Source organism: Halogeometricum limi, assembly GCF_900115785.1.
Classification (GTDB): Archaea; Halobacteriota; Halobacteria; order Halobacteriales; family Haloferacaceae; genus Halogeometricum; species Halogeometricum limi.
The window spans coordinates 311596-326602 of record NZ_FOYS01000004.1; the positions used below are offsets into that span (position 1 = coordinate 311596).

Genomic DNA, 15007 nt, shown 5'->3' on the forward strand with positions numbered 1-15007 from the left:
CTACTCGGGACCGGAAGCGTTGCTGCCGCGAATCTCCAAGTACGGGGGTTCCTGAAGACAGCTGACGTGGCAACTGACGTCCGTCTGGCCGGCGTCGCCCTTCTCTAAGCGCAGGTACTCCATCCCGTTCTCGTGGACCCACTGGCGGAGCACTTGCTGTGCGTCGTGGACGTAGAACTCGGCGAGTTTCTCGCCCATCGAGACGGGGTTCTGGATGAACACGACGTTGTCGTCGGGGTTGAAGATGTTTCCGCGCGCCCAGTTGTACTGAAAGCGCACGTCTGAGGCGTCGAAGTCCTGCAGCATCGTTTCAGTGTACACCCACGCGGTGAGGGGGGACTCGCGTCGCTCTTTGATGGTGCTGTAGATGCGGAGGAGCTTCTGCGTGAGGTAGAGTTGGCTCTTCGAGACGAGACCCAACAGGCCCGAGAGGTGGACGTTGAACACGTTCCGGTGCTCGACGGGCCACGTGTTCGACCAGTCGACGACCATCAGTCGGTCCTCGTCTAACAGTTTCTTCATCGAGCCGACGTGCTGACCGACGTGCTCGCGGAACCACTCCGGCGTGATGTTCGGCGTGGGAAAGAGGACGATGACGCGACCCTCTTCGAGCGTCGCGAGGAGGCCCGCGGCGACGGTGCCGTTCAGGTTCGCCCGGCCGTCGTGTTCGATGACCGTCGAACTCCCCTCCGAGTAACCGCCGCCCATGAGTCGGTCGAGGCCCTCGATACCCGTGCTGATGGGCGTGGTGACGCCGTTGGCTCGCCTGTCGTCGCGGGGGAGCACTTCGATACCGCGGCGGGTTATCTCGAACTCGTGGGGAGCGGTGTCGTGGTCGACGCCGCGCATCTTCGCGATTTCGAGGTATCGGTGGTACTCGCCCGCGACCCACTCGCGAGACACCTGTATCGCGCCGTGCGTCGTGAACTGGAGGAGTTCGGCGGCGGGCACGTCCCGGTGTTCGGCGGAGGCTTCGGCGACGAGGAGACTGGCCGCGCCGAACTCGTCGGAGAACGTCCGGATGAGTTCGAGGAGGCTCCGACGGAACCGCGGCGTGTTCTCGGCCATCGGGGTCAGGCCCGAGACGCTGTCGAAGACGATGCGGTCGCAGTGGCGGTACTCGGCGAGCTGTTCGCGGATGTACTGAATCTCGAACGGCCGTTCGATGCTGAACAGTTCGTTCTCGCCGGCGGACTCGGCACCCTCCATGTCGCTCAGTATCAACTCGTCGTCGCGCTCTATGGTCTGGCCCGGGACCGCGTGAATCGAGGTGACGTGACAGTTCGGTGCGTCGAGGTCGAAGGCGAACTCGCCGAACGAGTCCCGCAGTTCGTCGACGGTCTGTTCGGTGCTGACGTAGAGGACTTCCTCTCCCGCTTCGATACCCGTCTGGAGGAACTGCATACCGAGCGTGCTCTTTCCCGCCCCCGGGCCACCGCTCACCAGGACGGCTCGTCCCCGCGGAACGCCGCCTCTGAGCATCCTGTCGAGTACTGTGTCCCCCGTACTTGCTTCGCCTATGTCCGTCTCGGTCACAGAGGAGCCCACCTGCATGGTCACTGCGTTAAATCACACCCATCTTATACGTTCTGATTGGATTCTCTTTATTGATAACTGGTACACAACTAATATATCTCTCTCCGATAAAATCGGTTCAGAATGACTACACTCGCCATCTCGCGCGAGGAGGTGCGGTCCCTGCACGCTGACCTCGCGGACGACGTCGCGGGTCGCGAGGCGCGACTCGGTGCCGAACTCCCCGTCGACTCGACGGCAGACGTCGCCGCGCGCCTCCGCGAGGTGGTCGGAAAGTGGGAGCGCGGACGCAAGTCGGTTCGAACCGTCCCCGCGTGCAACGCCTACGCTCGCGTCTGCGACGAACCGGTCCCCGAATCCGTGAAACGGACGCTGACCGCGCTCGACGCGACCATCAACGTCTTAGACGACATCATCGACACGCGCGACCTGCGGACGCAAGAGAAGATAGCGCTCACGGTCAACGCGGCGTTCTCCGGCGTGGCGATGGTCGGAAGCTGTCCGCCGGCGTACCGCGCGGACGTCGAGGACGCCCTCTTGGAGTACTACACGTCGGTGTTTCAGATTCCGCTCGTCGAACGCGAACTGTTCGAGCACATGGAGGCCGCGGACGCGACGAGCCAGAAACTCGCCGCCGCGGAAGCGCTGTACGCGTACCGTTCCTGCGACATCGACGCGTTCGCTCGCATCCCCGCCATCGTGATGGACGTCGGCGAGGAGACCGAACGGCGGATGCTCGAAGACCTGCGCGCGTACCGCTGTCGTCGCCTCCTCTACAAGGACATCGGCGACGTCGAACGCGACCTCGTCGACGGCGACGTGACCCCGGTCATCCACTTCCTCGGCGCGTCCGCGTCCACCGACGCGGTGGTCGACAGCATCGAACGACTGCACGACCGCTTCACGTACTCGACGGTCGGTCGACGGCAGTACGGCGACGTACTCGAACTACTGGAGGAACCACCAGAAGACCTCCACGCGGCGGTCCGGGAGGCGCGACAGAACGTTCTCGAGATGACGCCCTGACGCCGCGGTCGGAGATACTGTCTCGGTACTGGTATTTTTCGAAATCGATAACACGGGGACCGGCGAACTAGCGCGGTGAGAAGGCGGCGTGCGCCGGAGACGACGGAAGCCGAGACGGAGCGTAACGTGTCCTTCCCGCTGTACCAATGTCCGACTACCGCGAGATATTCGAGAAGCTTCCCGACGGCATCTTGGTCCACGAGACGGACACCGGCGAGATTCTCGACTCGAACGACCTGTTCTGCGAGATGCTCGGCTACCCGCGCGAGGAACTCCTCGAACTGAGCTTTCAGGAGATACACCCGAACGAGCCACCGTACACGCTGGACCGCGCGGCGGAGTTGGTCCGCCGTGCGGCCGCGGAGGGGCCGCAACAGTTCGAGTGGGTCGTCGAGACGAAGGCGGGCGGCCGACTGCCGGTCGAGGTCCACCTCTGTGAGACCGCCATCGAGGACGAGAGTCGCGTCCTCGCGGTCGTCCGCGACATCACCGAACGGAAACGGCGCGAACAGGAACTCCGACTGCAGAACGAGCGTCTCGCGAAGTTCGCGAGCGTCGTCAGCCACGACTTGCGGAACCCGCTCTCGGTGGCGCACGGACGCGTCGAACTGGCCCGCGAAGAGTGTGACAGCGACCACCTCGACGTGGTCGCTCGCGCCCACCGCCGAATGGAGGACCTCATCGAAGACCTACTGGTGCTCGCTCGCGAGGGAATGGCCGCCATAGACATCCACTCCGTCGCACTCGCAGAGCGAGCGGAGGCCGCGTGGTCGCACGTCGGACACGACGAGGCGACGCTGACCGTCGACTCCGACGGCACCCTCCGCGCGGACCCGATGCGACTCGACCAACTCCTGGAGAACCTCTTTCGGAACTGCATCGAACACGGCGGCGACGACGTGGCCGTGTCGGTTGGCGAACTCCCGGACGGGTCGGGGTTCTACGTCGAAGACGACGGCGTCGGTATCCCCGAGAGAGACCGAGACGCGGTGTTCGAGGTGGGCCACACGACGTCGCCCACCGGAACCGGAATCGGGCTGAGTATCGTCTCGGAAGTCGCCGCCGCGCACGACTGGGAGGTTCGCCTGACTGAGAGCGACGCGGGCGGCGCGCGGTTCGAGATTCGCGGCGTCGACGCCGCCGAGTGAGTCGGTCGCTCGCGGCCGAACGGCACCCGGTGGTGCGGAATCAAAAGTACCATGCCATCACGATGCACAGTGCAGCGTACTCAGGTGGTTTCTGTGACCAAGAAACGCGAATACAAAGACGACTATCCGGAGAAGAAGTTGTACATCCCGGGCCCGACGGGCGTGCGAGACGACGTCGTGGAGGCGATGTGCCAGCCGATGTTCGGCCACCGCATGGACCGCATGACGGACCTCTACACGACCATCGTCGAGGACACGAAGGAGTTCCTCGGCACCGACAACGACGTGATGATTCTCACGGCGTCGGGGACGGAGTTCTGGGAGGCGTCGACGCTCAACCTCGTCGACGAGAACATCCTCGTCACGACGTGCGGGAGTTTCAGCGAACGCCACGCCAACGTCGCCGAACGACTGGGGAAGGACGTCGACAGACTGGCGTACGAGTGGGGGCAGGCGGTCAAGCCCGAGGACGTCCGCGAGGCACTCGAATCGAGCGAGAAACAGTACGACGTGGTCGCCTGCGTGATGAACGAGAGTTCCACCGGCGTCCGCAACCCCGTCGAGGCCATCGGTGACGTCATCGCGGAGTATCCGGACACCTACTTCGTCGTCGACGCGGTGTCCTCTCTCGGCGGCGACTACGTCGACATCGACGAACACGGTATCGACGTCGTCTTCGCGTCGACGCAGAAGGCGTTCGCGATGCCGCCGGGACTCGCCGTCTGCGTCGTCTCCGACGAGGCGTACGAGAGAGAACTGCAGAAAGACTCCGCGTCGTGGTACGGCGGGTTCCAGCGCTCGCTCGACTACTACGACCGGAAGGGCCAGACGCACTCCACGCCCGCGATACCCATCATGCTGGCCTACCGCAAACAGATGAAGCACATGCTCGACGAGGGCCACGAAGAGCGCAGTCGCCGTCACGAGGAGATGGCCGAGTACACCCGCGAGTGGGCCGCAGAACACTTCGCGATGTTCCCCGAGGAGGGCTACGAGTCCCAGACCGTCGCCTGCATCGAGAACACGCAGGGAATCGACGTCGCGGCGACCATCGAACGGGTGTCCGAGGAGTACGACATGGTGTTCTCGAACGGCTACGGCTCGCAACTCGGCGAGGAGACGTTCCGCATCGGCCACATGGGCGAACACACCGTCGAGTCGATTCGCGAACTCACCGACGCCATCGAAGACGTCGCCGGGTTGTAGTCACTCGCCTCACCGCGCCATCCGCACCACTCTCATCTCCACGACAGTCCTCGCGGGTCCGTCGGCGGCGCGAGCGGACTCGTCGGAAGGTCACCGGTCGGGTTCGGGTCGTTGTACGCCTTCGGGGCCACGTCGTTCGGGGCGTCCGGGTAGAACAGCGACGCGATGGCGTGGATGTGTTCGCGACCGACGTCGAGTTCGAACTGACCGCCACCGAACGTCCGTATCTCGTGCTCTCGGCAGTAGTCTATCGTGTCGAACAGCGACTCGACCGACCCGAATCGGGACGGTTTGACGTTCAGCCACTCGGGTTCCCACGGGAGGTCCTCGACCGTCTCGACGCCGCGAATCGGGTAGTCCCACGTCACTCGCGCCTCTTGGCCATCGAACAGCGGTCGCGTCTTCTCGTTCAGCTCCGGGTCCTCGACGAGTGCCTCGGGGAAGCCTGCGAGGACCCGTTCGTACAGGTCCGCGTCGGCGGGCTGGTCCACGGTCGTCCCGTGATACTGCCCCTTCAGGTCGAGAATCCGCACGGCGTCGGTCGCGGCGAGGCGTTCGACGACGGCGTCGGTCCAGTCGGACGTGGGGTCGAGTTTGAACTCCAACTCGGGGTTTCGGTCGAGCCAGTCGAGCACTCGGTCGCCCGTCGGCGGGTCCTCTAACCGGGTGCTCACGACGAACCGGACCGGGTCGTACGTCCGGTCGAGGCGGTCCGCGAGGTCGGTGTCGGCCTGTCTCAGCGCGAGGTCCAGCGCGGCGCTCTCGAACGCCCAGCGGCGGTAGTTCCGAAAGATCGACTGGCCGGGTTCCTCGCCGAAGAAGAGGTCCTGCTCGGAGAGGTGCGCCGAGAACTCGTCCAGCGTGAACTCACCCGTGACGGCGAAGTCGACCGCCGTCTCTCGGAACGAATCGTGCGCAGCCGTCTCGTACGTCACGTCCTCGCCGCGTCCGGTCTCGCCGTCGCCGTGCAGCGAGACGACGGTGGTCGCGCGGGTGAAGCCGCTCGACGTGTCTCGCTCCCGCCGGTCGAGGTCGTATCCTGTGACGCTGAGGTCGAGGTCGGAGACGTGGTCGTACAGCATGTACCCCACGTTCGCCGCCGCCGAGCATAGTTCCCGTGCACGTCTCCGCGCCGTCGGCCGCGCGGGTCGAGCGAGAAGACGGTGCAGCCGTCACCGCTCACGTACTCGAACGCAGTCGCTCTCTGAAGAACTCGACGAGCGTGCCGACGTAGCCGGTGCCACCGACCGCGACGATGACCGCGCCGACGGCGTTGAACACGAAGTCGGTGACGATGTCGTCGATTCCGTAGACGGTGATGAGGTCGCCCAGAGCGAACTCCAACACCTCCCAGAGCATCCCCGCCGCGAGGACGAACACGACGATGAACACCGCCCGAAACGTCGACGGGACGTCGATGCTGTCGGAGTGTAGTTCCAGCGCCCGGAAGGCGGCGTACCCCAACCCGGCGACGAGCGTCGCCGAGACGGTGTGCGTTATCTCGTCGTACCACTGGTACTGCTGATAGAGACCCAGCGACCCCACCGTGTGAAGCGTCATGGCGACGGTTATCCAGAGGACGAGTCGGGCGTCCATCGAGTAGCCGTACTCTCGGCGTACCAACGCCGGAAGGAGCGTCACACCGAGCGCGATGCCCCCCATGACGACGATTCCGACCCGCATCGTCACCACGCCGAAGAGCATCAACCCGACCAGTGCGAGTTGCAACACGCGCGCGAGGAGTCGCTCTCGGGAGTCGGGCACGACGAGCGAGTCTGTACCCGTCATCGCGAATCGACCCCGTTGCCCGACCGTCTCACCGTCTCCGCGGGGTCGAACCGGTCGAAGTACCAGTAGAAGACCGCTCCCACGGCGAAGCCGACGAGGGTGACGAGGACGATGTCCTCTTGCAGTTCGGTCTGCGTGCTCAAGAATTCGGTTCCGAGCCACCGGTCGGAGTAGAACTGCGCGACGATCCAGAGCGCCTCGAGAGCCATGGTGGTCAGGACGCCGAACCCGACGGCGAACCGCCGACCGAGTTCGACCGACGTGTACAGGTCGAGTTCGACGACCACGAGGAACGCGAGCGTCGCAATCGCGACGTAGCCCGCGACTTCCGGGTACAGTCCGACCGCTCTGGCGACTATCGCGGCCGCGGCACAGAACAGAAGCGGCCACGGAACCATCGCCGTCCGACTCCGGGTCGCCAGCGCCGGCAACGACGCGACGAGGGCGAGAAGCAGCGAGAACCCTCCCCAGAGGAGCGACCCCCTGAGAACGCCCTCGACGGCCCCGAGTGACAAGACGGCCACCAGAGCCCATCCGGCGATTGCGTTGCTCCGTTCGCTCGGCGTGAGTGCGTTGAGAGCCACGAGCGCTGTTCGAAGGGGTGCCCTGTAAACGCTGTAGCCGAACCCGTCGGTCGGCGTCGCCTGCCACCGTCTGCGACCCCGACACCGAAACTCTTCGGAATCCGTTCGCCGAGAGAGAAGAGACGCCCTCGAAGCGGGCGTGTCGAGAGACCCACACTCGAAGCGTCAGCAGAGCGGACCCCCGAGTATGCGATGGATTGACGACGCTACCCTGCGAATCGTTCGCACATCATGCCCCCGATAGGCGAACTGACGATTCTCATTCCAATCGACGTCTCGAATCCCGACCCTCCGGGACTGGAGGTCATCGACGCACTTCGTCCGTTCGAGGTCATTCTACTCGGATACTTTCCCGTTCCCGACCAGGCGGAACCAGCGCTCATCAAGCACGAATACGAGGACGAAGCGTCGGCGAGGCTCGCTCGCATCGCCGAGGGACGAGACGGCGTGACGGAAGTCTTGGTGTTCACACACGACAGGGAGGCCACCATCGACCGCATCGCCGACCAGTACGACTGCGACGCCGTGTTGACCGCCGGAGATACGGACCACATCGAGAAGGTGCTCGTTCCGATTCGGGGGGATGCGAACGTCGAGCGAATCGTCTCCGTCGTCGCGGGGTTGCTCGGGAGGAGCGACGCGACGGCGACGTTCTTTCACTCGGCCCTCGAAGACGCCGAACCCAGTCAGGGGGAGTTTCTCCTGCGCGGAGCGGTCGAACGGCTCACCGAATACGGCATCGACGGGAGCCGGGTCGACTGGAAACTCTCCGAGGAGGGCGACCCCTCTCAGAACATCGTCGCGATGGGAACAGCGTACGACATCGTCGTTCTGGGGGAGACGGAGCCCTCGCTCCGAGAACGTATCATCGGGGTCTTCTTGTCGACGCTCATCGACGAAATCGAAATTCCGGCACTCATCGTGAGAGACGTCGAATGAGTCCGCGCGAACCCAACACGACCGGCGGCGCGAGGGTGCGATGAGCGCCGACGGAGGTGAACTGGAGCGCACGCTGGGATTTCTCGAAGCGATGACGCTCGGCGGCGGGACGATGATCGGGGCCGGAATCTTCATCCTGCCCGGTATCGCGGCCCGAAACGCGGGCCCAGCGAGTTCCATCTCGTACGCGATTGCTGGTCTCGTCGCGCTACTCGCGGCGCTCTCGCTGTCCGAACTCGCGACGGGAATGCCCATCGCGGGCGGGAGCTACCACTACGTCAACCGCGCGCTCGGCGGACTGTTCGGTGCCATCGTCGGGTGGGGGATGTGGACCGGGTTGATGTTCGCGAGCGCGTTCTACATGGTCGGCTTCGGGCAGTACATCGTCGGGCCGATTCCCGGCCTCGACGGTCGTCACTTCGTGATAGCGCTCGGACTTCTCGGATTGGCACTGCTCGTCGGGGTCAACTACTACGGGACCGACGAGTCGACCGCACTCCAGAACTGGATGATCGGAACCGAGACGGCAATCGTCGTCCTCTTCGTCGCCGTCGGTCTCTTCTTCATCGACTCCGCGAACCTCACCCCGTTCGCCCCCACGGGTCCGACGGGTATCGTCGCGACCACCGGAATCGTCTTCGTGTCGTTCCTCGGGTTCGAGATCATCGCCACGGTGGCTGGCGAAATCAAGAACCCGAGTCGGACGATTCCGCTGTCGATGATTCTCTCGGTGGTCTCCGTGACGGTTCTGTACGTGCTGGTGATGCTGGTGAGTACCGGTGTCGTCCCGCTCGAGGTACTCGGCCAATCACCGATTCCCGTGTCCGACGTCGCCGAGGTGTCGATGGGTCCGGTCGGGGTGGCCGCCATCGCGTTCGCCGCGATAATCGCGGCCATCTCGAGTTCGAATTCCTCGATTCTCGCCGCGTCGCGGGTCATCTACGCGATGGGCCGAGACGGACTCATGAGCGATTGGTTCAACGAGAGCCACGAGCGGTTCTACACGCCGCACCGTGCGATACTGACCACGGGCGGCGTGACGGCGCTCCTGATAGCGCTCGGACTGCGTGTCGACACCATCATCGCCCTGTTGGCCGAGGCGGCGAGCTTCAGCTTTCTCGTGGCGTATCTGTTGGTGCACGTCTCGCTCGTCGTGTTCCGGCAGGCGGACCCCGACGAGTACGACCCGTCGTTCGAACTGCCCAGCGTGCTGTATCCCGCCGTTCCGGTGCTCGGAGTCGTTCTGACGGTCGTGGTCATCTCGCAGATGGCCACGGTCATCGTGCTCATCGGGTCGGGCATCATCGGCCTCGGAGTCGTCTGGTACTTCGCCTACGCGAGACGCCGCGTCGTCGGCGAGGGCCTCTTCCGAGAGGCGTTCGAACGGACGCCGGCCGAAACGTACCGCGTCGTCGTTCCGGTCGCGAACCCGGAAACCCAGCACGGACTGCTCCGACTCGCCGCGGCGACCGCCCACGCCAACGTCGAGAGAGGGACGCCGGAACTCGTGGCTGTCAACGTCGTCGAAGCCCCACAGGACACGGAACTGCAGAATATCGAGTCTGCGCGACTCGACCACCAGCGGGAACTGCTACAGAACGCTCGAGACATCGCCGCCGAGATGGACGTCCACCTCCGAACTCGCTCGCCCGTCGGTCCCGAAATCAGCGCCTCGGTACTGGACATCGTCGCGCAAGAGGACGCCGACCAACTCCTTCTCGGCTGGGACGGTGCGGTCGGAGAAGACGGATACGCGTTCGGCCACACGATCGATCCGATACTCGGGGGTGCGAGCTGTGACGTCTCGCTCGTCAACCTCTCGCGGGACTCGATTGGGACGCCGGTGGCGCTCGTCGCCCCCGGACCGAACGCTCCGGTCGTCGCTCGCCGCGCCTACGAGTTCGCCACGGTCGAGGGAACGAGACCCACCTTACTGTACGTCGACGCGTCCGGCGTCGAGACCGGGTCCGACTCCGACGGAGCGGACGAATCGATAGTCAGAGAGATTGCGGATTCGGCCGGTCTGGATACCGACGAGTACGACTGCGTGGTCGTCGCCGACGACGAGGTCGAAGAAGCGCTGATGGGAGCCATCGAAGGGTACGATACGGTCTGTATCGGGCTCTCCGACCGGACCGACGGTTCCGGCATCGTCTACGGGAGCATCACCCGTTCCATCTCCGAGAGCGCGGCCGGAAACGTCGCGTTGGTACGAGGCACGAAGACCGGCCGGTGAGGGTGAGGCGCGGTTCCTCTTGGCTTCGATTCCGAGACGCCTCTCGAGAGGCTACGAAGATGTCGCCCGGTCCGGTCAGGAGTGACGACGGACCCCTCGACGACCGGCACTCGCCGGTTACCGGATGAGGGTGACCGGGACCGGAATCCGATCGACGACGCGTTCGGCGACGCTTCCGACGAAGAACCGCTCGAGGAGATCACGGCTGTGACTCCCGAGAACGACGTGGTCGACGTCGTGATCGTCGACGTAGTCGAGTATTTCCTGCCACGGTCGGCCCTGCTCGACCGCCGTCGTCACGGGCGCGTCGAACTCCGCAGCGACCGCCTCAGCCTCCTCGAGTATCGCTTCGCCCTCCTTCTCGCGCTGCTCGTAGATCTCGCCGAGTTTCACACCCACGTACGTTTCGGGCTGGTTTGTGACGCTCGTGTCGACGACGAACAGCGCCGTCACCTCCGCCTCTGGGAACCGCTCGTAGGCGAACCGAAGGGCCTGGACTGCGAGCTTCGAACCGTCGAACGGAACCAGAACGTTCGTCATGGCCTACCCCTCGAGAGCCAGCGCATTATTCTCGGGTTCGACTATTGGGTGGCATTTATATAAATCTGTGTAGTGTGTGCACGTATGACAGAGTTTGGAGCACTGTCGCTCATCCCGCCGTTGCTGGCCATCGTTCTCGCGATCGCCACTCGAAAAGCGGTCCTCTCGCTGTTCGTCGGCGTCTGGGCCGGGGGTGTCATCCTCACCGGTGGTGTCGGGCTCGGACAGACGTTCGACTGGATCGCGGCGGCGGTCGGCGAGAGCGTCTTTCACGCCCAGATAATCATCTTCACGCTGTTGCTCGGCTCGTCTGTCGCGATGATCTGGCGGCTGGGTGGCTCGCACGCTGTCCGGGACTTCGCGATCGAACGCATCGACACGAAGCGCAAGGCCGGCGTCGCGGCGTGGATACTCGGAGTCGCGCTGTTCTTCGACGACTACGCGAACACGGCCGTCGTCGGGAGTACGATGAAAGACGTTTCGGACCATCTGTACATCTCGCGGGAGAAACTCTCGTACCTAGTGGACTCGACCGCCGCGCCAGTCGCGACGCTGGCGATATCCTCGTGGGTCGCGTTCCAACTGTCGATGATCGAGTCGGGCTACGGGGCGACGAACCTGGCCGAGAGCGAGATTCCCGACTCCTTCGAAATCTTCCTGCAGTCGATTCCCTACAACATGTACGCGATTCTGGCCATCGTGATGGTCGGTATCATCGTGCTCACCCAGCGAGACTTCGGCGAGATGCTCACCGCCGAACACCGCGCCGCCAGAACCGGCAAGGTGACCCGCGACGATGCCCGACCGATGCAGGACGTCGAATCCGAACTCGGGACGCCGAACGTCGACGACCCACGACTGATATCGTTCTTCTTGCCTATCGTCGTGCTCATCTCCGTCACCATCGGTTCGGCGCTGTACACCGGCTACGAACCGGGGGCGTCGCTGTACGATATGGTCACGGGTGCCGACTACGCGGTGGCGTTGATATTCGGCTCCTTCGCGATGGTCGTCTCGACCTACGTGCTCGGATACGCGTACGACGTGCTATCGCTGGGCGAGAGCGTCGACACGACCATCGACGGGTTTGGAATCATGCTGACAGCAGTGACGATTCTGGTCCTCGCATGGAGTATCGGCAACGTCGTCGCGCCGGTCGAGGACGGCGGACTGGGGACGGGCGCGTACATCGCGGCCCTCGTCGGACAGTTCCTCTCGCCCGAGATACTGCCCGTCGCGGTGCTGATTACGGCCGCGTTCATCGCCTTCTCCACCGGGAGTTCCTGGGGGACAATGGCCATCGTTACCCCGATCGCCGTTCCGGTGGCTTGGGACCTCACCGGTAGCCACACCATGGTCGCTGCCATCGTCGGGATGGTGTTCTCCGGGGCCATCTTCGGCGACCACTCCTCTCCCATCTCCGATACGACGGTGCTGTCGTCGACGTTCACCGGTGCCGACCTCATCGACCACGTCCGCACGCAGTTCTACTACGCAGCGACGGTCGTCCTCGTGGCTATCGTGCTGATGCTCGTGTGGGGGTACACCCGTATCACGCCGTTCGTCCTGCTCGCGGTCGGCGTCGTTTCCCTGGTCGGACTCGTCTACGGTCTCTCCGAGTTCGACGCGAATCGCCGCGGGATCGACCCGAAGTCGACCGACGAACCTCCGGAGGCCGCACCGACCGACGACTGATGGTGTCAGGCCGAAGTGGGGGTCGACCGGAACTCCTCGTTGAACGCGAGGAACGCCTCGAGGTCGTTCGGTTCGATGCCGTAGGTCTCTGCGTCAGCGACCGGGTTGGCACCGTAACCGACCTCCTCGAACCAGACGTACATGTCTGCCATCTCGTCGCCGGCCATCTGGCGGTAGTCGTCGATATCGGGGCGAACGTGCGTGATCTCGTGGCCCAGCACCGTCGAAAGGGCCGCCGCTATCTCTGCTGGTGTGCGGTTGTCACCGGCGAGTTCGATAGTCTCCCCGACGAAGCGCTCGGGATTCGCCAGTGCCATCGCGGCGGTCTTCCCGATGTCCGTCGCATCGACGAGTGCAAGCGGCGTATCGGACGCCATCGGAATCGAGAGGGTCCCTCTGGCGAGTTCCTCGCCGTAGAACTGCGTGAGATTCTGCATGAAGAACACCGGGCGGATAATCGTGTAGTCGAATCCCAACTCTTTGACCCGGTCCTCGACGCGCGCCTTCGACGCGAAGTGTGCCAGCGGCGCTTCGTCCGCTCTGCCGACCGACGAGAGGACGAACCGCTCGACTCCGGCTTGCTTTGCGGCCTCGGCGAGGGTGACCCCCTGTTCCGTCTCGACGTCGGTACCGGCTTCGAAGAACGTCGTCACACAGAAGACGGCATCCATCCCCTCACAGCACTCGCGCATGCGCTCTGCGTCGGTGAGGTCCCCTTCGAGCATCGTGACACCTCGCGTTTCGAGTGCCCGGGCCGCGTCACTGTCGACGTCGCGCGTCAGTCCGTACACGTCGTACTCCCCGTACGCTCCGGAGAGAAGCTGATCGACGACGCTCCCACCCTGTGTACCGGTCGATCCGGCTACGAGTATCTTCGTGGCCATACGAGCACTACGTTGGTCTTTTGACGACATAAGCTGGCCATGACGCGTGTTAGCTACGTGACGGTAGATCGTGTCTCGGAACTCGTCTACGAACCCCGTGAAACCGGTGTCCGGGGGCCGAACGTGGCGGGGGAACTTTCCTCGGTGTGGATATCACTGCGTCTCTGACGACCGTTCCGTTCGCTGTCGGGACGATTCTGCTCGGGAAAGCGCTCCGAAAACGGTCGGAAACGGTCGAAAGCGAGTCGCGGACTGGGTGCGTCACCGTGCCGTAATCGACGTCTGGTCAGCGAGGAAAGCTCGAACTGCGCTGTTGAAGAACTCCGGGTTATCCCAGGGGGACGCATGGCCTGCGTCGGGGACCTCTCGAACGGTCGAGTCGGGGATTTGTGCAGACAGCGTCGGGGCGTGGCGGCTAATCAGAGAGGTTTCGTGTTCACCGTAGAGGACGAGCGTCGGGACGGTAATCGAGGAGAGGTCGATGTCCGTGGTGTGGAAGCCGGCGACGGCCTCGAGGGCGTTCACGGCATCCACGGTGTCCATATCTGGGAAGGCGTCGGGACGGAGACTCGTCGTCTGGTCTCGCTCGAGTTTGCGTCCAAACCACAGGATGAGGCCCTTCGCACGGTTGTATCCCACGAGACGAACGAGTCCGGCCGTAGTTGCCACCAGCGTAGATCGCTGGAATCGGTCGCGCCAGTCGAGGAACGCCGGGGAGAACGTGTCGGCGAGTACGAGGGCGCTGAGCTGATCCGGATAGCTGCTTGCGTAGACCTGGGCGATCATCCCGCCCATCGAGACACCGCAGAGAACCGGTCGTTCGAGGCCCATCTCGTCGATAAATCCGTGTAGGTCGTCCGCTAACCGGTCGATCGAATACGGTTCGTGTCGCGGGTTCTCGGTGTCGCCATGGCCCCGGAGATCGTATGCAATAGCAGTGTGCGTGTCGCTGAAGGCCGCCAGCTGTTGCGTTGCTGCTGAATGGTCGGACAGCGCCCCGTGTATGAAGACGATCGGCGGACCATCGCCCCTCACCTCGTAGTATATCTCGATATCGTCCGTCTGAACGGTAGGCATAGTCGGTGTATCTATATGACACGACGCGAGATGAAGCTGCGGTCGGAGCCAAAGACGGAGTCTCACCCCTCACAGAACGTCTACTCGATACTGCGTGACGGCTGTCGAACACACCCGTCGATCGAACGCTGACTATGCGCGCTCTATTCGGCACGGTCATCCAACACGGACAGATGTCAGTACTCCCGGCAGACCTCGTTCCGGGCTCGCTATCTTCGACTATCACCAGAGATTCGGCAGGAGAGTGGGTCGAACTCCCGACTGTAAGCCGACAGTTTCGCGTTGCCGAGACGAGAGCCGTTCGACGGGTGAGAGTTTCTCGCCAGGTAACTACAACCTCGTTCGAGG

General features: G+C 63.9%; 13 protein-coding genes. 6 read left to right on the top strand and 7 right to left on the bottom strand.

Translation table 11 applies throughout. The features are described from left to right. The gene (locus tag BM282_RS13500; protein WP_089881951.1) at window positions 1-1554 is read right to left on the bottom strand and encodes an ATPase domain-containing protein; all 1554 of its coding nucleotides are present in this window, start codon (window positions 1552-1554) and stop codon (window positions 1-3) included. Window positions 1555-1659: 105 nt separating this feature from the next. On the opposite strand from BM282_RS13500, the gene BM282_RS13505 reads away from it, so the two are divergent. From BM282_RS13505 to BM282_RS13515, 3 genes are all read left to right on the top strand, one after another. After that, the gene (locus BM282_RS13505) at window positions 1660-2562 is read left to right on the top strand and encodes a hypothetical protein (RefSeq protein WP_089881952.1); all 903 of its coding nucleotides are present in this window, start codon (window positions 1660-1662) and stop codon (window positions 2560-2562) included. Between the two features lie 146 nt (window positions 2563-2708). Then, a complete protein-coding gene (locus BM282_RS13510) occupies window positions 2709-3710 on the top strand; it encodes a PAS domain S-box protein (RefSeq protein ID WP_089881954.1) in 1002 nt (333 codons plus the stop codon). A 93-nt stretch (window positions 3711-3803) separates the two neighbouring features. Then, complete coding sequence (locus BM282_RS13515; RefSeq protein WP_089881956.1) at window positions 3804-4916, top strand: pyridoxal-phosphate-dependent aminotransferase family protein; 1113 nt, start codon at window positions 3804-3806, stop codon at window positions 4914-4916. A gap of 32 nt (window positions 4917-4948) precedes the next feature. Here BM282_RS13515 and BM282_RS13520 read toward each other — a convergent pair whose 3' ends face one another. The 3 genes from BM282_RS13520 to BM282_RS13530 all read right to left on the bottom strand — a co-directional run bounded on the left by BM282_RS13520 (window position 4949) and on the right by BM282_RS13530 (window position 7288). Next, a complete protein-coding gene (locus BM282_RS13520; RefSeq protein ID WP_089881958.1) occupies window positions 4949-5998 on the bottom strand; it encodes a hypothetical protein in 1050 nt (349 codons plus the stop codon). Window positions 5999-6095: 97 nt separating this feature from the next. Further along, a complete protein-coding gene (locus BM282_RS13525) occupies window positions 6096-6704 on the bottom strand; it encodes a hypothetical protein (protein WP_089881959.1) in 609 nt (202 codons plus the stop codon). After that, entirely contained in the window at window positions 6701-7288 is a 588-nt protein-coding gene (locus BM282_RS13530) for a hypothetical protein (RefSeq protein WP_089881962.1), read from the bottom strand. Before BM282_RS13530 ends, BM282_RS13525 begins: the two co-directional genes overlap by 4 nt. A gap of 231 nt (window positions 7289-7519) precedes the next feature. On the opposite strand from BM282_RS13530, the gene BM282_RS13535 reads away from it, so the two are divergent. After that, a complete protein-coding gene (locus BM282_RS13535) occupies window positions 7520-8227 on the top strand; it encodes a hypothetical protein (RefSeq protein ID WP_089881964.1) in 708 nt (235 codons plus the stop codon). Window positions 8228-8267: 40 nt separating this feature from the next. Beyond that, window positions 8268-10463, top strand: coding sequence for an amino acid permease (locus BM282_RS13540; protein ID WP_089881965.1), 2196 nt, complete (start codon window positions 8268-8270; stop codon window positions 10461-10463). A gap of 117 nt (window positions 10464-10580) precedes the next feature. Here BM282_RS13540 and BM282_RS13545 read toward each other — a convergent pair whose 3' ends face one another. Next, entirely contained in the window at window positions 10581-11003 is a 423-nt protein-coding gene (locus tag BM282_RS13545) for a universal stress protein (protein WP_089881967.1), read from the bottom strand. 84 nt (window positions 11004-11087) lie between these two features. Here BM282_RS13545 and BM282_RS13550 point away from each other — a divergent pair, with 84 nt between their 5' ends. Beyond that, entirely contained in the window at window positions 11088-12698 is a 1611-nt protein-coding gene (locus BM282_RS13550) for a Na+/H+ antiporter NhaC family protein (protein ID WP_089881969.1), read from the top strand. A gap of 5 nt (window positions 12699-12703) precedes the next feature. Here BM282_RS13550 and BM282_RS13555 read toward each other — a convergent pair whose 3' ends face one another. Further along, window positions 12704-13582 (bottom strand): NmrA/HSCARG family protein, encoded by an 879-nt coding sequence (locus tag BM282_RS13555; protein ID WP_175501540.1) that lies wholly within the window; start codon window positions 13580-13582, stop codon window positions 12704-12706. A 261-nt stretch (window positions 13583-13843) separates the two neighbouring features. After that, window positions 13844-14659: an alpha/beta fold hydrolase gene (locus tag BM282_RS13560; protein ID WP_089881972.1), complete on the bottom strand. Its 816-nt coding sequence runs from the start codon at window positions 14657-14659 to the stop codon at window positions 13844-13846. Between the last annotated feature and the right edge of the window lie 348 nt (window positions 14660-15007).